Origin of the sequence: Rhodococcus sp. (in: high G+C Gram-positive bacteria) (genome assembly GCF_049286785.1) — a bacterium.
In the GTDB taxonomy this organism is placed as follows: domain Bacteria; phylum Actinomycetota; class Actinomycetes; order Mycobacteriales; family Mycobacteriaceae; genus Rhodococcus_F.
Genome location: NZ_JBAQEO010000395.1, coordinates 13,874 through 34,281, shown reverse-complemented (window position 1 = coordinate 34,281; position 20,408 = coordinate 13,874). Strand labels below are relative to the sequence as shown.

At 66.3% G+C, this 20,408-nt stretch carries 19 protein-coding genes; 6 read left to right on the top strand and 13 right to left on the bottom strand.

Annotation, left to right across the window (positions count from 1 at the left end):
• Positions 1 to 114 precede the first annotated feature (114 nt).
• Both WAW17_RS14850 and WAW17_RS14845 read left to right on the top strand, forming a co-directional pair.
• Positions 115 to 957, top strand: coding sequence for a class I SAM-dependent methyltransferase (locus WAW17_RS14850; protein ID WP_422333715.1), 843 nt, complete (start codon positions 115 to 117; stop codon positions 955 to 957).
• Between the two features lie 87 nt (positions 958 to 1,044).
• The gene (locus WAW17_RS14845) at positions 1,045 to 2,052 is read left to right on the top strand and encodes an NAD(P)H-dependent glycerol-3-phosphate dehydrogenase (RefSeq protein WP_422333714.1); all 1,008 of its coding nucleotides are present in this window, start codon (positions 1,045 to 1,047) and stop codon (positions 2,050 to 2,052) included.
• Positions 2,053 to 2,083: 31 nt separating this feature from the next.
• Here WAW17_RS14845 and WAW17_RS14840 read toward each other — a convergent pair whose 3' ends face one another.
• Positions 2,084 to 2,800: a M50 family metallopeptidase gene (locus WAW17_RS14840; protein WP_422333713.1), complete on the bottom strand. Its 717-nt coding sequence runs from the start codon at positions 2,798 to 2,800 to the stop codon at positions 2,084 to 2,086.
• 140 nt (positions 2,801 to 2,940) lie between these two features.
• A complete protein-coding gene (locus WAW17_RS14835) occupies positions 2,941 to 4,128 on the bottom strand; it encodes an AAA family ATPase (protein ID WP_422333728.1) in 1,188 nt (395 codons plus the stop codon).
• Between the two features lie 169 nt (positions 4,129 to 4,297).
• Between WAW17_RS14835 and shbA the strand changes: the two genes are divergently transcribed.
• Complete coding sequence (gene shbA / locus WAW17_RS14830; RefSeq protein ID WP_422333712.1) at positions 4,298 to 4,897, top strand: RNA polymerase sigma factor ShbA; 600 nt, start codon at positions 4,298 to 4,300, stop codon at positions 4,895 to 4,897.
• Here the strand turns inward: shbA and WAW17_RS14825 are convergent, their stop codons facing one another.
• Positions 4,898 to 5,563 (bottom strand): cyclase family protein, encoded by a 666-nt coding sequence (locus WAW17_RS14825; RefSeq protein ID WP_422333711.1) that lies wholly within the window; start codon positions 5,561 to 5,563, stop codon positions 4,898 to 4,900. It lies immediately after the preceding gene.
• 2 nt (positions 5,564 to 5,565) lie between these two features.
• A complete protein-coding gene (locus tag WAW17_RS14820) occupies positions 5,566 to 5,991 on the bottom strand; it encodes a pyridoxamine 5'-phosphate oxidase family protein (protein WP_422333710.1) in 426 nt (141 codons plus the stop codon).
• 177 nt (positions 5,992 to 6,168) lie between these two features.
• Between WAW17_RS14820 and WAW17_RS14815 the strand changes: the two genes are divergently transcribed.
• Positions 6,169 to 7,215: a Dyp-type peroxidase gene (locus tag WAW17_RS14815; protein ID WP_422333709.1), complete on the top strand. Its 1,047-nt coding sequence runs from the start codon at positions 6,169 to 6,171 to the stop codon at positions 7,213 to 7,215.
• Entirely contained in the window at positions 7,212 to 8,018 is an 807-nt protein-coding gene (locus tag WAW17_RS14810; RefSeq protein ID WP_422333708.1) for a family 1 encapsulin nanocompartment shell protein, read from the top strand. The genes WAW17_RS14815 and WAW17_RS14810 overlap by 4 nt, the downstream gene beginning before the upstream one ends.
• Before the next feature lie 16 nt (positions 8,019 to 8,034).
• On the opposite strand, the gene WAW17_RS14805 is transcribed toward WAW17_RS14810, so the two are convergent.
• From WAW17_RS14805 to WAW17_RS14790, 4 genes are read right to left on the bottom strand one after another with little or no spacing between them, the layout of a single operon-like run.
• On the bottom strand, positions 8,035 to 9,366 hold the full coding sequence (locus WAW17_RS14805) for a hypothetical protein (protein ID WP_422333707.1): 1,332 nt from the start codon (positions 9,364 to 9,366) through the stop codon (positions 8,035 to 8,037).
• Positions 9,363 to 9,740 carry a hypothetical protein gene (locus WAW17_RS14800; RefSeq protein WP_422333706.1) on the bottom strand — a complete coding sequence of 126 codons (378 nt, stop codon included), beginning with the start codon at positions 9,738 to 9,740 and terminating at the stop codon, positions 9,363 to 9,365. The genes WAW17_RS14805 and WAW17_RS14800 overlap by 4 nt, the downstream gene beginning before the upstream one ends.
• A complete protein-coding gene (locus WAW17_RS14795; RefSeq protein WP_422333705.1) occupies positions 9,741 to 9,938 on the bottom strand; it encodes a hypothetical protein in 198 nt (65 codons plus the stop codon).
• Positions 9,935 to 11,833, bottom strand: coding sequence for a hypothetical protein (locus WAW17_RS14790; protein ID WP_422333704.1), 1,899 nt, complete (start codon positions 11,831 to 11,833; stop codon positions 9,935 to 9,937). The genes WAW17_RS14795 and WAW17_RS14790 overlap by 4 nt, the downstream gene beginning before the upstream one ends.
• A 237-nt stretch (positions 11,834 to 12,070) precedes the next feature.
• Here WAW17_RS14790 and WAW17_RS14785 point away from each other — a divergent pair, with 237 nt between their 5' ends.
• Positions 12,071 to 13,720 carry an FAD-binding dehydrogenase gene (locus WAW17_RS14785; RefSeq protein ID WP_422333703.1) on the top strand — a complete coding sequence of 550 codons (1,650 nt, stop codon included), beginning with the start codon at positions 12,071 to 12,073 and terminating at the stop codon, positions 13,718 to 13,720.
• Between the two features lie 25 nt (positions 13,721 to 13,745).
• Here the strand turns inward: WAW17_RS14785 and WAW17_RS14780 are convergent, their stop codons facing one another.
• The 5 genes from WAW17_RS14780 to WAW17_RS14760 all read right to left on the bottom strand — a co-directional run bounded on the left by WAW17_RS14780 (position 13,746) and on the right by WAW17_RS14760 (position 20,370).
• The gene (locus WAW17_RS14780; protein WP_422333702.1) at positions 13,746 to 15,209 is read right to left on the bottom strand and encodes a DUF4185 domain-containing protein; all 1,464 of its coding nucleotides are present in this window, start codon (positions 15,207 to 15,209) and stop codon (positions 13,746 to 13,748) included.
• A 129-nt stretch (positions 15,210 to 15,338) separates the two neighbouring features.
• Entirely contained in the window at positions 15,339 to 15,950 is a 612-nt protein-coding gene (locus WAW17_RS14775; protein ID WP_422333701.1) for a TetR/AcrR family transcriptional regulator, read from the bottom strand.
• Complete coding sequence (locus tag WAW17_RS14770) at positions 15,947 to 17,749, bottom strand: N-acyl-D-amino-acid deacylase family protein (protein ID WP_422333700.1); 1,803 nt, start codon at positions 17,747 to 17,749, stop codon at positions 15,947 to 15,949. The genes WAW17_RS14775 and WAW17_RS14770 overlap by 4 nt, the downstream gene beginning before the upstream one ends.
• 78 nt (positions 17,750 to 17,827) lie before the next feature.
• On the bottom strand, positions 17,828 to 18,910 hold the full coding sequence (locus WAW17_RS14765) for a VIT1/CCC1 transporter family protein (RefSeq protein WP_422333699.1): 1,083 nt from the start codon (positions 18,908 to 18,910) through the stop codon (positions 17,828 to 17,830).
• Between the two features lie 32 nt (positions 18,911 to 18,942).
• A complete protein-coding gene (locus tag WAW17_RS14760; RefSeq protein WP_422333698.1) occupies positions 18,943 to 20,370 on the bottom strand; it encodes an FUSC family protein in 1,428 nt (475 codons plus the stop codon).
• Positions 20,371 to 20,408: the final 38 nt, after the last annotated feature.

The following is a 20,408-nucleotide window of genomic DNA, read 5'->3' as shown; positions in this document are numbered from 1 at the left end:
GCGCATGAAGGGGGCCGGAAACTTACCCCCAGGGTGGCTGTGCCCGCCGGTGCCCTCCGTCGAAGGTGGAACGCGGAAGAACACCGTGCATGTCCGCCGACCGAAAGGACCGATATGAGCAACGGCATCAACATGATCGTGGAGGACCACGAACTGAAGAACAAGCACCGCGCCATGTGGGCGCTCGGGGACTACCCCACCCTGGCATCCGACGTCATCTCGGACCTCGGCCGAACTCTGGTCGGGGCGTGCGCGATACGACGCGGCGACCGGGTGCTCGATGTCGCGGCGGGATCCGGCAATGCCGCCATCCCCGCCGCGCTGGCCGGTGCGGCCGTCGTCGCCTCGGATCTCACTCCCGAACTGTTCGAGCCGGGACGGCGACAGGCCGCCGAGCACGGCGTGGAATTGGAGTGGAAACAGGCCGACGCCGAAGCGCTGCCGTTCGGCGACAACGAGTTCGACACCGTGATGTCCTGTGTCGGAGTCATGTTCGCCCCGCACCATCAGCCGAGCGCCGACGAACTCGTCCGGGTGTGCAAGCCGGGCGGCACCATCGGGCTCCTCAGCTGGACGCCCACCGGATTCATCGGTGAAATGTTCGCGGTGATGAAGCCGTACGCGCCCGCCCCGCCGCCCGGAGCGCAGCCGCCACCGCTGTGGGGAAGCGAAGATCACGTCCGGACCCTGATGGGCGACCGGGTCACCGACTTCTCGGCGCGACGGCAGACCCTGCGCGTCGACCTCTTCGACACGCCCGACGCGTTCCGCGATTACTTCAAGCAACGCTACGGTCCCACGATCGCCGTGTACAAGAACATCGCCGGCGACCCCGACCGGGTTGCGGCCCTGGATCGCGAACTGTCCGCACTGGCCGAACGCCACAGGCAGGAGAACGCGGAAATGGTGATGGAGTGGGAGTACCTCCTCGTCACCGCCCGCAAGCGGACCGACTGAGGCGACTTCGCGAATCGTCCGACGCGTTCCGGCTCCGGGTGACAAGGTGGACCCGTTAGGTGGCTCCAGTCGAAGGGGTGATCGGTGATGGCCCGACCGGTACGCGTCGTGGTGCTCGGCGCCGGTTCGTGGGGAACCACGGTGGCAACCCTGGCCGCCCACAACACCCCCACCCTTCTCTGGGCCCGCACCGCGGAGGTCGCGGACGAGATCAACTCCGACCACCGCAATTCCCGATATCTCGGCGACCACGTTCTGCCTGAATCGATGCGGGCCACCGCCGACCTGGTTGAGGCGGCACATGAGGCAGACGTGCTGGTGGTGGGTGTTCCCTCGCATGCAGTCCGGAGCACCCTCGCCCAGATCACCAACGAGGTGCGGGCATGGGTCCCGGTGCTGTCGTTGGCGAAGGGCCTCGAGCCGGGTACGCGGTTACGGCCTACCGAGGTGATCGCGGAATGCCTGCCCGGGCACCCGGTCGGGCTCCTCGCCGGCCCGAACATCGCCCGCGAGATCATCAACGGACTCGCTGCCGCGTCCGTCGTCGCCACCCAGGACGTCCGGGTGGCCACGGCACTGCAACCGTTGTTCGCGTCCAAGGTATTTCGCGTCTACCGCAACACCGATGTGCTGGGGTGCGAACTCGGCGGAGTGCTCAAGAACATCGTGGCCATCGCGTCGGGCATGGCCGACGGACTCGGTGTGGGGGACAACACGCGGGCGATGGTCCTTGCCCGGGGACTCGCCGAGATGACCAGGTTGGGAGAGGCGATGGGCGCCGATTCCCGCACGTTCGCGGGTCTCACCGGTGTGGGCGACCTCATCGCCACCTGCATCAGCCCGAGCTCACGCAACCGGCGCGTCGGCGAGGCCATCGCCCGCGGGCTGACCGTCGAGGAAGCGGTCGCCGAACTGGGACAGGTTGCCGAGGGGGTCAAGACGGCACCGACCGTGATGGAGTTGGCCCGCGACTACCACGTCGACATGCCCATCGCCGCCGAGGTCGAGGCCGTGGTCGCGGGACGGCAAACCCCCGAAGGCGCCTACCGCGGCCTGCGCAGGGTGGCGGCGGGCGGCGAACACGAAGTGGCCTGATCTCTGGTCGACGAGGAGTTCCCCGCGAGAGTCAGCCGCCGACCGGCCGGAGAATCCACCAGCCGCCGAGCACCAGGCAGGCCACGGTCACCGACAAGAACAGGACTACCCAGACGATGCCCGGGACATGGGTCAGCCGGGCGAGTTGATCGGCATCCGACTCCGGCGCGCTTCCCCGAGCGCGCTGGCGCTGCAGTTCCAGGACCGGTCGTGGTGCGGCGACGAGCATGAACAGCGTGATCAGATACGCCGCGGCCACCTGAAGATCCTGTGCCCCGAACCAGACGAGTGCGAACAGCAGTGCGCCGACCACTGTGAGGGAAAACAGCCCGAACAGGTTCCTGACGAGAAGCAGCATCGCCGCGATCGCCACCACCCCGATCCACAGCACTGCGATCGCATGCTGGATGCCGAGCACCCACGCCGCACCGAGACCGAGGACCGCGGGCCCCACGTAGCCGGCGAAGGTCATGAGCACGACGCCGAGTCCGGTCTGCTTCCCCGACGAAATGGCGACACCCGATGTGTCCGAGTGCAACCGGACAGCCTTCAGTCTTCTGCCGAAGAGCAACGCGACGATGAGGTGCGCGCACTCGTGGATGATGGTCACCACGTTGCGGGTGATCCGCCACGCGTGCGGTTCCAGTACGAGGATCACGGCGATCACCGCGGCGACCTGCACGATCCACGCCGGCGGGGCCGGACTGACCGCGCTCATGCGGTCCCATAACGAGCTCAGCTGATTCATCCGCGCCGAGTGTACGGCGAGACATCTTCATGTAACGCCTGCGGCCGGCTGCGGAATCAGCCCAAAGCGGACGTGATGATTCTATTCGTGAATCTTGCGAGGTTGCTAGATACCCCTAGATTTCGCTAGCGGCACGTGCGTCAGTCGTGCTGACTGCGTAGATACTTACCGAAGTGCGGCACGGTGAAACCGATCGATCCGCGCTCGGCCGAGTAGATCAGGCCCTTCTTGATCAACCCGTCCCGCGCCGGTGACAGCGACGCCGGTTTGCGGCCCAGTTCCGTCGCGATCGACGCTGTGGCAACGGGACCGTCGTCGCCGGAGAGTTCTGCCATCGCCCGCATGTACTCCCGCTCCGCGGGGGTGGCCCTCTCGTAGCGGGAACCGAAGAACCCTACGGCCAGTTCTTCCTCCGCGGTGGGTGCGGCCACCCGCACGTCCTCGTCGGTGATGGGACTGGCGGCGGCCACATCCCAGGTGGCCTTGCCGTAGGCCTGCACGAAATACGGGTAGCCGTCCGCCGCCGCATAGAGCGCATCGAGCGCCTCGTCGGTGAACTTCACGTCTTCCCGCTCGGCCGGGGCGATCAGCGCCCGGTCCGCGGACGCCCGGTCCAACCGGTCGATCCGGTGGTAACTGAACAACCGTTCCGAGTAGCTCTTCGACGCCGACAACACGGCGGGAAGATGCGGAAGCCCGGCGCCGACCACGATCAGCGGCGCGGCGTCCTGGCTGAGTTCATGACAGGCACCACAGATGGCCGACACGTCGGCCGCACCGAGATCCTGCATCTCGTCGATGAACAGCGCGATACCGACACCGACGTCCCGGGCCAGTGACGACGCGTCGAGTAGCAGTTCCACCAGGTCGATCTCGATGTCGCCCGAATCCGCGCGTCCCCTCACCGCCGGGGCGTCGATACCCGGCTGCCATCTCTCCCGCATTCCCTTGTCCGCCGTCGCGCGCAGGGCGAACGATTTGAGAACACCCAGGAACTCCTCGACCCGGTCGGGGTCGCGGTGCGAACTCGCGATCTCCCGAACCGCCATGTGCAGTGCCGACGACAACGGGCGCCGCAGGTCCTGATCGGGGCGCGCCTCGATCTTGCCCGTCCCCCACCGCCGGGAAATGGCGGCGGAGCGCAGGTGATTGAGCAGCACCGTCTTCCCGACCCCGCGCAGACCTGTCAGCACCACACTGCGTTCCGGGCGACCGCGAGCGATCCGCTCGAGCACCACATCGAACGCGTCGAGTTGCTTCGTTCGTCCCGCGAGTTCCGGCGGGCGCTGTCCCGCGCCGGGCGCGTACGGGTTCCGGACGGGGTCCATGGCCACGAAGGTAACAACTTCTCTCACCGAATCTGCGCTCATCTAGCGCGTGTCCTAGATCCCGCTATGGACTTCTACAGAAGGGGTGTCCACTTCTCACCCTTCGGTGCCTACTCGGTTTCTCCCGTTCGCCCGACGCTTGAAGCAGCCACCGAACAGGGAGTACACGATGATCGAACTGGACCACAACGTCTCTTCGGACGTCAGACAGGAACTGGAACGTCTCGCACCCCTCGCCGCGGCCGGTGACCCGGACGCCGTCGGGGAGGTTCTGCGCATCGCCCACCCCGTCGTTCACCGCTACTGCGCAGGCAGGCTCGAGTCGGCCGAGCACCCGCACACCACCGCCGAAGATGTCACCCAGGAGGTCTGCGTGGCACTGATGAGCGCACTACGTACCTACCAGGATCAGGGAAAGACGCTGCTGTCGTTCATCTTCGGTATCGCTTCACACAAGGTGGCCGATACGCGCCGTCGCGCGAACCGCATGTTCCTCCCCACCGCACAGACCACGGCCGCGCACCGTACCTCGGAGCCCGAGGACGGCCCCGAGCATCACGTACTGAGACGTGAGATGAGTGAAGACATGAGCCGGCTCCTCGGCACCCTGCCCGCCCGTCACCGGCAGGTCCTCTTCATGCGCGTCGTCGCGGGGATGTCCGCGGTGCAGACCGCACATGCCCTACAGACCACCCCGGGCGCCGTCCGTGTGGCCCAGCACCGCGCGCTCACCCATCTGCGCGCCAGGATCGGGGCGGCTCGATCCTGATCACTCCGCAGCGAGCTGCATGGCCACCGCTCGGGTCGGGGCACCGTCACCGGCTTCGAGCTTGATCGGGAGCAGACTTACCAGCGGATCGGGAAAGTCGATCTGCTCGAGATTGCACAGGTTCTCGCCGATCACTCCCCCGGCATCCGCGATCAGGTGGTGAACGGGATAGCCGGGCTCGGCTCCCGCAGACTCTTCGATGCTCGGTGCGTCGAGGCAGAACGTCCGAACTCCCTGCTCGAGGAGGAACTCGCACGCCGCCGGATCGAGGAAGGGATGGGTGTAGTAGGCGTCGCTCCCGTAGTGACGAGCCCATCCGGTGTGGAACAGGGCGATGTCGCCATGCCGCACCTCTTCGCAGCGGCTCACGAGCAGGTCCCGGGTAATCCGCTGCCGGGCGGGCAATCCGCGGAGATCGAAGACGACGCCCCTGCCCACGAACAACTCCGGCGCCAGGCGGTCGATGGTGGCGCCCGCCGGGTCCAGATGTGCCGGAGCGTCGACGTGCGTGCCGGACTGCGAGCCCACCCGAATCTCGAGCACGTTGTAGCCGTCGCGCTCGATGGTGCAGTGCCGGGTCAGCGTCGGCACCGGATCGCCGGGATACACCGGCATTCCGTCACCGATGGTGTGTGACAGATCCACGACCTTCCGGACGACGGGCACAGCTAGATCGAACCCAGATCCGCCGAACGCCAGTGCTCGGGCCGCATGTGGACGGCGACCTGCTCACCCAACTCCGACCTGGCGTATGCGAGGTAGGCCTCTGCCCGGTCCGGGGGGAGATACCGGTGGGCCATTTCCACGCTCATCGCGTCGGTACCCGGGACGATGCGCGTGACGGCGCCCTCTGCGGACACGTATCGAATCGTCGGTTCGAGGCGATCGACCATCACGGTGAACCGGGCTGCAGCTTCGATGAGCCGCACCTTCTCCGATCCCGCGCCGGTCAGCACCCACACCTCGCCGCCGGGCGTGTACTGGTACCAGATCGGCACGGTGAGCGGCCCGCGGTTCTCGCCCACGGAAACCGACAGCGCCGCGATGTGCGGCTCGGCCAGAAACTGTTCGCGTTCCTGCACAGACAAGGGCATGACTCCAGGGTAGGAGACCTCACCGACATGTGTCCGGGCTATCGCCCGGATCGAACGGTCGGACCCGCCCGCGCGGGTCCGATGGAGTCTGTCGGTCCGAGACGGTTAACTAGGGCGCAGGCTCTCGATAAGACGGCCCTCGAGGCGACGACGTTCGTCGAAGTGATCGGAGGCAGCATGCCAGGCCAGGTCTCGCGGTTCGCGCCGCAGTCGGTGGACACCCCACCGACGGCCGCATCGCTCTTTCTCGTGGTCGTCGTGGGCAGGTCCGACGAGGATGCCGCGACGGTGCGCGATGTGGTCGTCGATATCGACGGGTTGATCAAGGCTGTGGGATTTCGCGAACTCGCGGGAACCCTGTCCTGCGTGATCGGGATCGGTGCAGCGTTCTGGGATCGGATCGGCCCCTCCCGCACACCGGCGGGCCTGCATCCGTTCGTACCGTTGACGGGACCGGTGCACAGTGCCCCCGCCACACCCGGTGACGTCCTGTTCCATATCAAGGCCGCCCGCGCCGACTTGTGTTTCGAACTCGGCCGGCAGATCATGACCGCGCTGGGGACTGCCGCCACCGTGGCCGACGAGGTGCACGGTTTCCGCTATTTCGACGCCCGTGATCTCCTCGGATTCGTCGACGGCACCGAGAATCCCACCGACGCCGACGCCGAGGATGCCGCCTACATCGGCGACGAGGATGTGGCTTTCCGGGGCGGCAGCTACGTGATCGTCCAGAAGTACCTCCACGACATGGCCGCGTGGAACTCGCTGGGTACCGAGGAGCAGGAGCGGGTGATCGGGCGCACCAAGCTCGAGAACATCGAACTCGACGACGATGCCAAACCCGGCAACTCGCACGTCGCGTTGAACACGATCGTCGACGACGACGGCGTCGAACACGACATCCTGCGCGACAACATGCCGTTCGGCAGCCTCGGCGAGGCCGAGTACGGCACGTACTTCATCGGCTACGCGAAGGATCCCGCCGTCACCGAACTGATGCTGCGGCGGATGTTCCTCGGCGATCCCCCCGGCAACTACGACCGCATTCTCGATTTCTCGACTGCGGTCACCGGCACCCTCTTCTTCGTGCCGAGCCGCGAGGTTCTCGAGTCGCTGGGCAACGAACCGGACGCCGGCGAGTCGATCACCACCGAAGACCCGGCGCATGCCGGACCGCACGATCTGTCCCTCAAAATTGGTGGTCTCAAAGGAGTGTCGCAATGACCGACTCGAGCAATCTGCACCGGAATCTGGCCCCCGTCACGGAGGCCGCCTGGCAGCAGATCGGCGAAGAGGCCGCTCGCACGTTCAAGCGGCATGTGGCGGGTCGCCGTGTCGTCGACGTCGCAGGACCCTTCGGCTATTCCTACTCCGCCCACAACCTGGGCCGAGTCCAGCCGATCACCACCTCGGACGGCAGGATTCGCGCGCAGTTGCGGCAGGTGCATCCGCTGGTCGAACTGCGGTTCCCGTTCACCCTGAGCCGCGCCGAGGTCGACGACGTCGCCCGCGGCTCACTCGACTCCGACTGGCAGCCCGTCAAGGATGCGGCCAAGGCCATCGCGTTCGCCGAGGATCAGTCCGTGTTCGAGGGGTACGCGGAGGCCGGTATCCACGGGCTCGGCCCCTCCAGTAACAATCCGGCGCTGTCCCTTCCCGAGGATCCGCTCCTCTTCCCGGACGCCGTGGCTTCCGCCCTCTCCGCGCTGCGCCTGGCCGGTGTCGAGGGTCCGTACTCGGTCGTCCTGGACGCTGATGCCTACACCGCGGTCAGCGAAACCCGTGACGAGGGACATCCGGTGTTCCACCACCTGCGTGACCTCGTCACCGGCGACATCATCTGGGCTCCGGCCATTCGCGGCGGTTACGTGCTGTCCACCCGCGGCGGCGACAACCAACTCACGCTCGGCACCGACCTGTCCATCGGCTACGACAGTCACACCGCCACCGAGGTCACCCTCTACCTCGAAGAGACGTTCACGTTCTCCTCGCTCACCGCGGAAGCTGCCGTGGTTTTGGCGCGCTAGTTCTTCGCGGGGGGCGTCAGCCTCCGAACAGCAGGTACAGCCCACCGAAGGTGTAGGTCACCATGGTGAGCAGCAGTGCCAGCTGTCCGGTGAGCTGATGGTTCCGAGGCAGCACGCTCACGGATTTGTCGTGGGCGGCAATCACTCCCAGGATGTGCCCGGTCACCACGCAGAGCACCTTGATCGAGGCCGTTGCGCCGGGATGCTCCGACAGCACGTATGCCACCTCCGCGTTGCCGAGGCCCAGCACATTCCAGCCGCGACCCAGCGGGTCGGCCAGCAGAATCGCTGTGGCCTGACCCTTCTCCACCAGGTACGTCAGATAGTGCGCGAAGACGTAGCCGATGACGATCGGAATCAGTGAGTGCGACAGCTGTCCGGGTAACCCCGCGCGCTGCCGGCCGCTCAGGCCACCCGTCGCCCTCGCGGCCAACCAGAACGACACTCCGACGAAGCAGATGAAGGTGAGGAGCCCTGCTGTGCGCGCGAGAGTCGCCGCCGCGCCGTCGAAGCCGTCCACCGTGCGGGACCACCATGGAAAGGCCGAGAAGCTGTCGAATGCGGTGGATCCCAGCAGGGTTGCCATCAGCGCCACCGAACCCGCCCGGACCGGCATCGAGCCGAGGTGGTCCAGCGGATTGCGGAGAACGATCCGGCCGTCGTCGCGTCTGCGACTCAACGGCGACAGTTTCGACGCGAGAGTGCTGTACACCTCGAACGGGTCTCCCCGTTCACACCAGCGTTCCCCGAAGACGAAGGCACCCGCCGACGTGACGACGAGGTATACCACGCACCAGGTGCGCACGGCCGCCACCGAACCCGGGTCGTCCCAGGCCAGCTCGAGCCAGACGAACGCGAACAGTCCCAGGACGGCGGGCCGGTATCCCCAGGAGGTGCGATACCTCGAGTTGCCGGCCGATGTGGGACGCCCTCGTGCCGCACAGACCAGACGATGCATCGTGCGCACCGGAGACAGCACGCGCCAGATCGGGCCGACGGCCAGCGACACCACGACCAGACCCACCCAGAGCACCACATAGAACACACCCGGCAACGCGTTCGCCGTCGACTCCGCCGGCCCGAAGAATGCCGCGACCCCGACCCAGATCGTGAACAGCAGAGCCAAGGCGGACAACACGTTCCGGGTGACCGGTGAATCAGCGAACCGAGTCACCCAGATCGGCAACGAATGGCCCGGACTGTCCGGATCCAGCTTGGGTGTGCGCCACGCGAACGCGAGCACCGCAAACGACACCGCAAGTGCCCAGGTCGCCCCGATCAGCACATAGGTGAAGGGAATGGGAAGGTCGGTGGATCCGCCGAGACCATGCGCAAGAACAATCGTCATGGACGCACGAGCAGCGTCGCCACCGTCGTGCCGGTCTCATGAAGTTCGAGCGTCACCTGCCCCGGAACATCCACCGTGAACCGGAACTCCTGGCCTGCCCCGGGCCGGATCTCGAACGACTTCTCCGGTACCGCATGGACGTGCAGTTCGTCGTCGGCGTCACTGTCCACGCGCACCGCGACGGGCCGCCCCACTGTCGCGTCGATGCGCTCGTTGCTGGGCGTGACCGTACCGCCGCTGATCCGGACGTCGATCACGACACCGAGGTCTGCCGGAGCATCTGCCTCGGATCCACACCCTGTCACCGACATCAATGCGACCGACATCAGTGCGATGGCTGGGACTGCGAACAGGCCGGCAAGCCGTCTGGTCATCTAGTCCTCCTCGCCCTTCTCGTCGGCGTCGCCCCTCTTCGCCTGGTCGGCATTCTCGGTCGCCTCCGCCTTTCGATCACGGACGGCGAGGAAGATGATGAAGCCGACGATCAGGAACGCGGGGACGAACGCGGGGATCGCCAGCAACACCGAGTGGTCGGCGAGATAGACGACATCGGGATCGGGCGTCGTATTCATGTGACGTCGACGCCCTCACGTGTGTCCCGCGCGTGCTGACCGCTCGTGTATCGGCTGATCCGGCCCGCACCCCAGGCCAGCGCCGCGATCAGAGCGAGGGTGCACGCCAGTACGACGAGCGATGCCGCTCCGAACAACCATGACGGGTGATCGAAGTTCCGCTCCCGCTGCAGAATAGTGATCTCCGGAACGAATTCGCGGGTGGACGAGGTGAGCGCCGGTAACTCCTCGGCACCGATCCCCGGGTCGGCGGGCAGGTAGATGGGCACCGCCGTCATGGTCCGGCCGTCCTGCACGCGCAGCAACGTCTTCCAGGTGCCGTGGACCGGCACCGGCTCATTGGTCCGGTAGGTCCCTGGCCCGGTGCGCTCGAGGAGGTCGACCGTGAAGCCGTTGTCCAGTTCGGGTCCACCCTGCCACGACAGGATGGACACCCACGCCGGATCGGCGCTCACGAGATCCGGCGGGTCGATTCGGACCTCCGCGTTCACCATGCGTCCGCCCTCGGGCGTCGCCTCGGTGAGGTCGATGGTGGCTGTCGCATTCTCCGGAACGGTGGCGATGAGGCCGTTGGCCGTCGCGGCGCCCACCACAAGGATCGTGGCGATCACAATACTGCGGCTGATCGCCGGGCGCGGAAGGCCCTCGGTTCGCAGCACTCGCGCCAGCAGCGCACCGGACGCCCCCGCCGCGATACCCACCGGCACCGCCATGGCCAGCGCCTCGGGCCACATGCTGGTGGGCCACGGGTAGATGTACACGGCGTCGATCCACCGGGATTCGAGCCACAGCCCGACGGTGGCGACCAGCAGACCCGCCACCACCCCGAAAGCCACCCGATTCTTGATCAGCGGCGTCAGCGCGAGCAGCTCTACGACCACCGCAGCGCCGAGGCACAGCTCGAAGACATTGGTGGGCGCCCCGAGCACCGGGCCCACCAACAGCGCGGTGATCCCCCGGACGGCAGCGGCGAGGAGCACAGCGATGACGGCCGAGAAGGGGCCGAGGGCGATCCGCGCCGCGATCAGGGTGAACGCGGCGGCGCCGGCAATCATCATCGGTTGCAGCACCAGCCGGAACTGCTCGACACCGAAGTCGTACTCGATCTGGAAGACGGACAGACCGATGAGCAGGCCACCGAAGGTGAAGCACCGCATGAACCAGACGAACCTGCTGTCGGGGGTCGTGGCGCCGGCACCCGCCATCCGGCCCTCGTAGTCGAGAAGAAGCACGCCGATGAGGGACAGTCCGGCACCACCGATGAGCATGAGATGCGTCGGACCCCACAGGGTGACGTCCTGACCGAAGATCCGATGCCAGACGTCGTCGAGCGGGAATCCGATGAGCGCGTACAACCCGGCACCCGCCACCAGCACGCCGCCGACCGGGACGGACCAGGTGCGGGTGATGCTGATGGCGGCGGGACCGGGCTTCTCGTCCCGGGGCAGGATCATGGCCAGCATCCCCGTGACGAAGAGAAGGAAGAGTCCGACGAGGATGAAGTAGTGGGCCGGATTCGCGAGCGGACCGTCGTCGCGGCCGCGGCCGATGTGCAGGCTCACATCCCAGATGAAGCCGAAGAACGCGGTCAGAATCGTGCCGAGAAACGTCAGCAGGGGAAGCGCCACCCACGGGGGGCGATCCATCACGCGGCTCGCCCAGTCGGCCGTCGACTGCAGCCAGGTTATTTTGCGGGTGCGGTGCAGGTAGGCGATCCAGAGCAGGGCCACTGTGATGATCGCCGTCGCGACCGAGATCCCGATGATCTGGTCCAGCTCCGCACCGCCGCCCTCCTCAGCAGACTGAGCAAGGATGAGTGCACTCGGAGTTACAGTAACTTGGGCCACAGGGTGATTATGGGTGGATCGATCCGAAAAGGCCAGCCCTCCGAGCATCGGAGAACGATCTGTACGCAAATCTATCCATATCTGCAATCAAAGGTAGATATGGATAGATTTGGTTATCGAGTACGCCGATGAGGGAAATCCTCGCCCCAACCGGCTGATCCGATACGCTGACGCATCGGATTCGTTGTCGTGGTTCGGATGCTTCGGGAGGGAACTTGCCAAGGGGGCTGGGCACACCCGCGAGCACAGTAGCGACCCCACCCATCCCCAGGAAGAGGAATTCTCGTGACCGAACAAGCTGATGTCATCGTCGTCGGCGCTGGCCTGGCCGGACTCGTCGCCACGTACGAGATGGTCAAGGCCGGCCGCAAGGTCCTGGTGGTCGACCAGGAGAACTCCACCAACCTGGGCGGACAGGCTTTCTGGTCGCTCGGCGGACTGTTCCTGGTCGACACCCCGGAGCAGCGACGCCTCGGCATCAAGGACTCCTTCGAACTCGCTCTCCAGGACTGGATGGGCACCGCCGCGTTCGACCGCGAACGTCAGGACCACTGGCCGCGTCAGTGGGCGCAGGCCTACGTAGAGTTCGCTTCCGGTGAGAAACGCCGGTACCTCCACGACCTCGGCCTGCGCCTCATGCCCAATGTCGGGTGGGCGGAGCGAGGACGGGGTTCGGCTCTCGGACAGGGAAATTCGGTTCCCCGCTTCCATATCACCTGGGGCACCGGACCGGGTGTCGTCGAGGTGTTCCTCACACGTGTCCTCGCCGCCTCGCAACGGGGACTGGTCACCTTCAAACATCGCCATCAGGTGGACGAGATCGTCGTGACCGATGGCGCCGCCACCGGTGTGCGCGGAACTGTCCTGGAACCCTCTGCCGAGCCTCGCGGTGTGAAGAGTTCACGCACCGCGATCGGCGAGTTCGAGTTCGCCGCGCAGGCCGTCGTCGTCACCTCCGGCGGGATCGGCGGCAATCCGGAACTCATCAAGAAGAACTGGCCGCCTCGCCTGGGCAAGGCCCCCGAGAACATGCTCTCCGGTGTACCCGCGCACGTGGACGGCCGAATGCTCGAGATCACCGAGAGCGCCGGCGGTAACATCGTGAACCGCGACCGCATGTGGCACTACACCGAAGGTGTCCGGAACTGGGATCCGATCTGGCCGAACCATGGCATCCGGATCATTCCCGGACCGTCGTCGATGTGGTTCGATGCCACCGGAAAACGACTGCCCAGTCCCAACTTTCCCGGCTTCGACACCCTGGGCACACTCGACTACATCACAAAGAGCGGCCACGACTACACGTGGTTCGTTCTCGACCAGAAGATCATCGAGAAGGAATTCGCACTGTCGGGGTCCGAGCAGAATCCCGACATCACCGGCCGCGACTTCAAACTGCTCGCCGAGCGGCTCAGGAAAGGTGCACCGGGACCGGTCGAGGCGTTCAAACAGCACGGCGCCGATTTCGTGGTTCGCGACAATCTCCGCGATCTCGTCGACGGCATGAACGCACTCACCCCGCAACCCCTGCTCGCGTTCGAAGACCTCGAACGTGAGATCGTCGCCCGCGACCGCGAGGTGAAGAACAGTTACAGCAAGGACTTCCAGATCATGGCGATCCGGAACGCGCGCGGTGTCCTCACCGAGAAACTCACCCGCGTCGTCAGCCCGCACGAACTGCTCGACCCCAAGAACGGTCCCCTCATCGCGGTCCGCCTGCACCTGCTGTCGCGCAAGACTCTCGGCGGCCTCGAGACGAACCTCGACTCGCAGGTGATCCGTTCCGACGGCACACCCTTCCCGGGTCTCTACGCCGCCGGTGAAGTGTCGGGGTTCGGCGGTGGTGGTGTCCACGGATACAGCGCTCTCGAGGGAACCTTCCTCGGCGGGTGCATCTTTTCCGGGCGTGCCGCGGGCCGGGCGCTGGCACGGTAGAGGTCGAGTACGAGCACTCGCCGAACTATTCTCGCTTCGCCCGCATCAGGAAGACGTTGTAGTCCGACCAGGTGGAGAGTGTGAAGTACAGGTCGTCTCCGCTCGACCACGGGTGGATGAACCCGCCGTACAGTTCGGGGTAGTCGGTCACGCTGACCATGGGTGCACCCTCTGACCACAACCCCTGCGGTGAATCGGACTCCCGCAGCACGATCGCCGCCTTCAGCGTGTCGAGGTACGCCATCTGCCACTTGCCGGTGGCCTCGTCGAAGCGGACGGACAACTCGGCGGCCGGCGCCTTCACCACCGTCGAAGCCTCCGTGTATCCGCCGACCGGCGTCCAGTTGCCGTCCGTCCAGTACTGGTAGGCGGTGGTGTTCAGCACCTGGTCCTTGGGAACCCGTGCGAGCCCCACGTCACCCAACCGGGTGTTTCGGGTGCCGAACATGTACACGTAGTCGCCGTGGGGCACCATGGACGCCACCTGAAACTTCGACACACCGAAGATGTTCTCCCACTTGGCATGCGGATCCTTGGTCCATGTGGAGCCACCGTCGTCGGAGTACGCGATGCCACCGTAGTTGGTCCACCACGTGGTGGGGATGCTGTTCCACGTGCGGATCGACATGTAGCTCATGTACTGGCGATCGCCGATGGCGAAACCGGAGGTGGGAATTGTGGTGATCTCCACGTTATCCAGCTTGCGGCTGCTCAGAAGTTCGGCCGCGTGGCAACGGCTGTCCTGCACCATGCTGTCGAGGCTCATGCCGTCGGCGAGGTTGCGGTCGGAACTGAAACCCAGCACATTGCTGCGCCAGTCCTCTCCCTGACCGCCGGGCGGATGGAAACCCTTGCCGATCGTGTCACCGAACGCCACCGCTATCTGGTCGGGTGCGCTCTCCCACATGATCCCGAGGTCGGTGCCCATCACCTGGTACCGCTTGTCGGTCCGGCTCGTGGAACCGGCTCCGGTCACCTTGGCCACTCGCGTGACCTCACCGATGCGGGGCGTGGGGGGAGCCGGGCTTCGCGGCGCTTCGACCGTGGCCGGGTGGACTACCTCCGGTGCCGGCGGGATCTCGATGTCCGCGCCCGGTACCGGAATCCCGAAATAGAAGGGCGTGAATTTCACACCCACCTTCGGAATGTTCAGTGCGCTCGACAGGTTCCCGGAATCGGTGTCCGTCTCATCGGTCAGGTCCGGGCAGGGGTCGGTGCACGGGTTCAGGGGCAGCGGCGGCGTGTCGATCCGGATCTGTTCCGGGACCGGCGCCGGATACGGCACCGTGGTGATCGCGGGATACGGGATGGGAATCTCGACGTTCTCCGGGATGATCGACGCCACCTCGTTGGAGTGGTCAGTGGAGCACGGGCCGCTTCCCGGCACTCCGTTCGGCAACGGAACGGGCTCGGCTCCCGCTACACCCGAGCCCGAGTACGCGGCCCCGATCAGCACCGCGGCGGCCGTGGCGACCCACCTCTTGGACATCCGACCCTCCATCGACTCGCCGGACGACAACGCAGCTGCGCACATCCCGAGCGGACCATAGCACCGACCAGCGGTTATCACCGGTTTCCACGCCCTCGCGCCGGGGGTTGACTCCCGCGACCAGCGGCGTCACTCGTACAGGGAGCCGCCTGACAGGGCCCGCGCGAGCATCTGCAGCCTCAGTTCGTCCTGATCCGGTTGAGGGTCGAGCACACTCGACACGGCTTCGCCATCGAACAAATGCACCGCTGTGAAGAGCACGGCATCGAGGTGCGCGCTCGGAATGTTCGCGGCGGCAGGCAGCGTCCGCGCGAACGCAGCTATCTCCGCATGATATTCGACCGCGACAGTGGCAATACGTTCGCGCAGTTCGGTATCGGTACGAGCAGCGCCGAGCAACTCGTACCATGCGGAGTTGATCGGGGCGCGGCACGCGGCGCGGAGCAGGCGCAGGCAGTCGACCATCGACGCGGGGTCGACCCGTTCGAGCGCGGACCGGAAGTTCTCGAATTGCTGTGCGCGAACATGATTCGCGGCGGCCACCATCAGATCGACCCGGGTGGGGAAATGCCGGAACAGACCACCCGAGGACACTCCGGAGCGATGGCAGACCTCCTGCATGGTGGTCGCGGCGTAGCCGCGCTCCCCCAGGCTCACCACCGCGGCGGTGAGAATCTTGGCAATGGTCTGTTCTCGACGTTCCTGTTGCGTGCGGCGGGGCGCGGCGACGGATCCGCTCACACGGAGACCCCTGCGCCCGGCCGCTTTCCGGCGCGAACTGTTCCGCGTGGCTCGCCGGCCCGCAGGAACCGGCCCGGACCGACGGTGGAGCCGTATCCGGGGACGAAGTCACCGCTGCGGTAGACCACCTCACCGGCGACGACGGTCGCGGTGACGGCCTTGTCGTTGCGATTGACCATCCGCTTGAGCCCACCGAATTCCTCCATCGGGGCCTCCGCGTAGCGTTCGGTCTCCTCGTCCAGCCCGGCTGGGTCGACGACGACGATGTCCGCACGGTCGCCGATCTGGAGCCGTCCCGCATCCACGCCGTAGAACTCGCCGATCTCACCGGTGAGCTTGTAGACGGCTTCACCGAGCGGCATGACCGGCTCGCCGCGGCCCTCGAATTCCGAGATCCGTCGCAGCATCTGGATCCCGTAGTTGTAGAACGCCATATTGCGCAGATGCGCGCCCGCGTCCGAGAAGCCCACCGTCACACCGGGCTGGTTGATGAGGCGGTTGAGAATCTCGGGACGGTGATTGGTGATGACCGTGGTCCACCGAAATGCCGTGCCGTGCTCCACGACCAGGTCCAGGAAGGCATCGACCGCGTGAATCCTGCGGTCCCGCGCCACGTCGCCGATACTCTTTCCGACCAGCGACTCGTCGGGGCATTCCGTGATGAACGCGTCGTCGAAGTCCCGGTGCCACACGCGCGACGAGAACCGCTTCTCGAAGTCTCTGCGGAACCAGCGGCGGTAACCCTCGTCCGACAGCAGGTCGTTGCGGCCCATTTCCTCCTTGAGATGCAGGGCCTCGCGCCCGGATCCGAACTCCTCGAACACCACGAGGTCGATTCCGTCCGAGTACACCCGGAACGGGGTGGGGAGGTGCTGCCACCGGAGCATGCCCTTGCCGACATCGTTCGTCAGCCTCGAGATGGGTCCGAAGATTCTGTGCAGCCACGGATCCGACTTGGGGTCGGCGGCGGCGAGCAGTGAGACCTTGAGCGGGGTGCGGCCCAGTCCGGTGCTGGCGCCCGCGAAGAACACGAGGTCGTACTTGGTGTTCAGATTGGGGATGGCCTGCAGTACCCCTTTCCTGCGCCGCAACACCTTGTGGAGTCGGCGGCGTTCCTTCCATTTCGCGTAGGTCGACGGCAACTGCCGGGAGCGGTAACGGTCGCCGTCCAGCTTGTCCCACGGATTGGTCATCGTCGACAATCCGAGGAACCCGGCGTCCATCGCTTCTTCGACCGCCTTCACCATCCGGTTCATCTCGCTCCGGGTGGGGCGGTGGGCGGGATCTGTCGAACGGCCCAGGCCCATCACGTGCGCGCGCAGATCCGAGTGCCCCAGAAAGGAGGCCACGTTCGGGCCGAGCGGGAGTGCCTCGATGGCGTCGATGTACTCCGACGGCGACGACCAGGATTTTCCGTCCTTCATCGCGGCGAGCACGTGGTCACGCGGGAGCGCTTCGACGCGACTGAACAGGTCGGCGATATCGACGGGGTCCGAGTAGACCGTCGAGAGTGAACAGTTGCCGACCAGCACGGTCGTGACCCCGTGCCGGACGGATTCGTTCAACCCGGGCGCGAGCAGAATCTCGGCGTCGTAGTGGGTGTGGACGTCGATGAAGCCGGGCATCACCCATTTGCCGGCGGCGTCGACCACCTGGGTGCGCTCGCCGATCGGCAGCGGGTCGGCGCTGACCTGCACCACCCGCTGGTCTCGGATCCCGAGATCGCGTACCGCGCCGGGTGCACCCGAACCGTCGAACCACAGTCCGCCGCGCACAACCAGGTCGAAATCGCCGTTCATGTGACCTCCGTCATAGTGTGATCGCAGCGTAGCAGAAGAAAGAGGACGCCCACTCTCTTTTTTCTGCCCGGCCGGATGTCACCCCGTACCGAAGAGCATCCCGAGCGCATAGGTGACGGCGGCTGCCCCGTACCCGATCGCCAGTTGTCGCAGCGCCCTTTTGATCGGTGGCCCGCCCGACAGCAGTCCCACCACCAGGCCTGTTCCGAGCAGAGCGATGCCCACGAGCGCTGCCGCCACAACCAGGGCGGCGGTGCCTTCCATCCCGAACAGAAACGGCAGCACCGGGATCACCGCACCGGAGGCGAAGAAACAGAAACTCGAGGTCGCCGCACCGAGACCGGTTCCGACGACCTCGTGGTCGAGATTCCCTCCCGATATCGGCAGGGGCGGCCGGGAACTCCGCAGGACCTCGGACGCATGCTCCTCGGCTTCGTCCGCGGTCATGCCGCGCGCCCGGTACACCAGCGCCAACTCGTTCGCGTCGACGTCGAGGAGGGGCAGGACCTCATGGGCCGTGTGCCCGGGTGCCGACGCCTCGAGGAGTTCACGCTGGGATCGCACCGACACGTATTCGCCCGCACCCATCGACAGTGCACCTGCGAGCAGTCCGGCGAGGCCCGTCAGCAGAATGATGTGATTCGATACCCCGCTGCCACTGATACCGAGGACGAGAGCCAGGTTGCTCACCAGCCCGTCGTTGGCACCGAACACGGCCGCACGAAAGGTGCCGGAGAGCCGGTTTCGACCACGTGCGGCGAGTGCACGAACCACTTCCTCGTGGATCTGCTCGTCGGCGCCCATGGCGTCGGTGGCGTCGATGTCCGTGGGATAGGGCGAACGAGTCTCCGCCCGTTGTGCGAGAGCGAGGACGAACACCGAACCGAAACGGCGGGCCAGGACGCCGAGGAGTCGGGTCCGGAGATCACCGCGTACGGGCTTGCCCACGTCGTCCCCGAGCAGTACGCGCCAGTGCTCCTCGTGACGACCTTCGGCGTCGGCCAGCGCGAGCAGGATCTCGCGTTCCTCCCCTGTCCGCCGTTTCGCGAGGTCGCGGTAGACGGCGGCCTCGGCGCGCTCGTCGGCCAGGTAGCGACGCCACCGGCGGAGGTCGCGGGGACTCGGCTCCCGTCTCGCGCCGGATCCCGTCGGAGAAACCATGTTCAGCCTCCCGATCGTCTGTTGGCCCGAGCCTACGGACGCGGCCGGGCCCGCACGTGATGGTAGTCGGCGCGGCTTATCGTCACCGCCGCCACGACGACACCGATCACCACACCGACCAGAGTGTCCGCGACGCGGCTGAGCGCGATGTCGGCTGTCACCGCGGATCCCAAACCGGTCAGTAGCAGCGCCATGGGCGTGACGGCTGTCGACGCGAAGGCATAGTTCTTGACGACCATCAACTCGGTGACCGTCTGCAGGACGACGATGACGACCACGGTCTGCCAGTATCCGAGCGCGGCGGCGATCAACACTGCTGCGATGACGGCACCGCCCACATTTCCGAGCAGACGCTGAATTGCCCGCTGCACAGTGTGACTGAAATTCAGCCCCTGCATCGCCGCCATCGCACCCATGGACGCCCACAGCGGGTGATCGAAACCGGCTGCGATACAGACCCATCCGGAGAGGGCCGCCGCAACGACGACACGAGCGGAGTCTGCCGTCAGCGGCCGGGAAGCCATGCCGCGCAACCCGGAACGCAGAAAGCTCTCCGCGCCCGGAAGCGGGACCCCGGAAGCACCGGTCGCCGCAATATCTGTGCGGCGCCTGATCTTACGGAGTGCACTCTCGTGCTCGACAACGACGCGTAGCTGCTCGACGTCACGATCGTGTGTCCACCGCTCGATCGCGGTATCCGTGTCGGCGAGCAGATCTGCGAGTTGCTGCCGGTGCGCTTCATGATGCCAGCCGCTGTGCGCGATCACGTCCCGCGCGTGCGCGACGGCCTGACGCGCCGATTCCACCGACGCCTCTCGGCGATCGGATTCCAACGCGGACACCGCGGCGAGCGCCCGTGCCACCGCGAGCCGGGCCGGACCCAGGGGAACGAACAGGCACGGCATCATCGCGACCCCCCAGCCCACGACGACCCCCAGCGTCACCGCCGATACCGCCGGCACGAGGTCGGAGACTTCGGTGGCGTAACCGACCGCGGCCGTGGCGGCGAAGATCAGGATGACCGGTCCGGGACCGACGATACGGAAGCCGCCCAGTATCCAGGCGGCACCGCCCGCCGCCACCGCCATCAGCGCTACCTGCACTCCGAGCGGTACACCAGTCGCGCCGAGCAGCGCACCACCCGCGACGTAGGCGATGAGCGCGGCGCCGACGACCGCCAGCTTCCGCGCCAGCCGCGGGTACGGCTCGTTACGGGCGAACGCCGAGGTCAACGCGCCGAGTGACGCGAGGCCGGCGAGCTCCTGGTGCCCGAGAAGACCCCCGGCCACCAGTACCGCAGCCGTCGCCGCCCCGACGCGCAGTGCGACAGCGGTGGTGGCATCGACAGGCCGGACCTCGAACGCGCGACGCCAGGTCGATGGCGCCACCGAGTGCGCGAGTGCACCGCGCGTGTGATGGAACCGACCGGGTGAAGAAGAGAGTCGGGGGGAGGCCTGCATAACGCGATCGTACAGATATTTCACTAGTAAAACAGTTA

Bases quoted from the DNA above. Each gene is read 5' to 3' on its own strand.
- WAW17_RS14850 (WP_422333715.1), top strand. From the start codon at position 115: ATGAGCAACGGCATCAACATGATCGTGGAGGACCACGAACTGAAGAAC.
- WAW17_RS14845 (WP_422333714.1), top strand. From the start codon at position 1,045: ATGGCCCGACCGGTACGCGTCGTGGTGCTCGGCGCCGGTTCGTGGGGA.
- WAW17_RS14840 (WP_422333713.1), bottom strand. From the start codon at position 2,800: ATGAATCAGCTGAGCTCGTTATGGGACCGCATGAGCGCGGTCAGTCCG.
- WAW17_RS14835 (WP_422333728.1), bottom strand. From the start codon at position 4,128: ATGGACCCCGTCCGGAACCCGTACGCGCCCGGCGCGGGACAGCGCCCG.
- shbA (WP_422333712.1), top strand. From the start codon at position 4,298: ATGATCGAACTGGACCACAACGTCTCTTCGGACGTCAGACAGGAACTG.
- WAW17_RS14820 (WP_422333710.1), bottom strand. From the start codon at position 5,991: ATGCCCTTGTCTGTGCAGGAACGCGAACAGTTTCTGGCCGAGCCGCAC.
- WAW17_RS14815 (WP_422333709.1), top strand. From the start codon at position 6,169: ATGCCAGGCCAGGTCTCGCGGTTCGCGCCGCAGTCGGTGGACACCCCA.
- WAW17_RS14810 (WP_422333708.1), top strand. From the start codon at position 7,212: ATGACCGACTCGAGCAATCTGCACCGGAATCTGGCCCCCGTCACGGAG.
- WAW17_RS14805 (WP_422333707.1), bottom strand. From the start codon at position 9,366: ATGACGATTGTTCTTGCGCATGGTCTCGGCGGATCCACCGACCTTCCC.
- WAW17_RS14800 (WP_422333706.1), bottom strand. From the start codon at position 9,740: ATGACCAGACGGCTTGCCGGCCTGTTCGCAGTCCCAGCCATCGCACTG.
- WAW17_RS14795 (WP_422333705.1), bottom strand. From the start codon at position 9,938: ATGAATACGACGCCCGATCCCGATGTCGTCTATCTCGCCGACCACTCG.
- WAW17_RS14790 (WP_422333704.1), bottom strand. From the start codon at position 11,833: ATGCTCGGAGGGCTGGCCTTTTCGGATCGATCCACCCATAATCACCCT.
- WAW17_RS14780 (WP_422333702.1), bottom strand. From the start codon at position 15,209: ATGTCCAAGAGGTGGGTCGCCACGGCCGCCGCGGTGCTGATCGGGGCC.
- WAW17_RS14770 (WP_422333700.1), bottom strand. From the start codon at position 17,749: ATGAACGGCGATTTCGACCTGGTTGTGCGCGGCGGACTGTGGTTCGAC.
- WAW17_RS14765 (WP_422333699.1), bottom strand. From the start codon at position 18,910: ATGGTTTCTCCGACGGGATCCGGCGCGAGACGGGAGCCGAGTCCCCGC.
- WAW17_RS14760 (WP_422333698.1), bottom strand. From the start codon at position 20,370: ATGCAGGCCTCCCCCCGACTCTCTTCTTCACCCGGTCGGTTCCATCAC.